Raw genomic sequence first — 1,230 nt, 5'->3', positions numbered from 1 at the left:
TACCACGCTTACCCAAGATGAATTAGACCATTTCAACCACATCAAAGGAGATACCGAAGGCATCGTAAATTATGGTTTGAGTATCAAAGGAATTGTGTTTACCGCTATTTTTATTGAAAATGCTGACGAGAAAATCATCAAAATTTCACTTCGTTCGCAAGGTGATTTTGATGTGAATCTTTTTGCCAGAGCGCACTTCAACGGCGGAGGTCATCGCAATGCAGCAGGAGGAAAATCAGAAGTATCGATGGAAGAAACCGTTAAAAAGTTTGAAGATTTAGTTAGTAAACTAAAAATATAACGCATTATGAACAACAGTAAAATATTTCTATTAGCTTTCTTGGTGACTCTTTTGGTTTCCGGTTGCAAACAAAATCAGGAAGCCCGCAGACCTGTTTCACAAGCATCGGGAACTTTTATGAAAAAATCGGCTGAACGAAACAAAAAGCTCGTTTCTACAGAAGAAGATCAAATCGATTCCGTAATAAAAAGGAACCCAAAAGTAAAATTTATTGCTTCTACCAATGGCTATTGGTACACTTATGTTATTCAAAATACATTAGACACTTTAACTCCAAAAAAAGGAGACGTAGCCTTTTTTAACTATGAAATAAAAGATTTGAAGGGGAAAATCATCTATTCGGAATTGGAATTACGACCTCAAACTTATGCCATCGATAAGCAAAACATAATGACTGGTTTGCGTGAAGGCATCAAACTGATGCGCAAAAAAGAGAAAGTAATTTTCCTTTTTCCTTCTCACATTGCCTATGGTTATCACGGTGACGAAAAGAAAATTGGCCCCAATCAACCTTTGCTTTGCACTGTGACGTTGCACAATTTCATTTCAGAAGCCGCTTTCAAAAAAGAAATTCTGCTTAGGAAAACCGATGCGTTAAATCAAGTTCCAGGTGAAGAACCCACCATTCAAACAAAAATCATAAACACTAATAAAGACACATTAACCAATAAACATTCCCAATGAAAAAAAGCATTCTATTCCTATTAGCAGTCCTAACTGCAGCCTCCTTATACTCTTGTAAAGAGGAAAAAAACAACCTTCCTGACGGTTTATATGCCCAAATCGAAACCAACAAAGGAACCATAATTACGCAATTATTTTATGATAAAACGCCCATTACTGTAGCCAATTTTATAACATTAGCCGAAGGAAAAAATGATTTCATCACCAACGAAAATCTTAAAAACAAACCTTTTTATGATGGATTA

At 35.7% G+C, this 1,230-nt stretch carries 3 protein-coding genes; all 3 read left to right on the top strand.

The genetic code is table 11. The annotated features are described in order from the left end of the window. The coding region (locus EKL98_RS16440) for a DHH family phosphoesterase (protein ID WP_233589474.1) at nucleotides 1-301 on the top strand (301 nt) is incomplete at its 5' end. 6 nt (nucleotides 302-307) lie between these two features. Continuing rightward, the gene (gene gldI, locus EKL98_RS16435; protein WP_126563191.1) at nucleotides 308-985 is read left to right on the top strand and encodes a gliding motility-associated peptidyl-prolyl isomerase GldI; all 678 of its coding nucleotides are present in this window, start codon (nucleotides 308-310) and stop codon (nucleotides 983-985) included. After that, on the top strand, nucleotides 982-1,230 hold a 249-nt coding region (locus EKL98_RS16430), incomplete at its 3' end, for a peptidylprolyl isomerase (protein ID WP_199740742.1). The genes gldI and EKL98_RS16430, both read left to right, overlap by 4 nt.

The sequence above is a fragment of the Flavobacterium bomense genome (assembly GCF_003970355.1).
The sequence above is the reverse complement of the archived record's forward strand: the minus strand, read 5'-3'. Positions and strand labels throughout refer to the sequence as shown.

Coding starts and splice junctions, on each gene's coding strand:
- gldI (WP_126563191.1), top strand. CDS start 308: ATGAACAACAGTAAAATATTTCTATTAGCTTTCTTGGTGACTCTTTTG.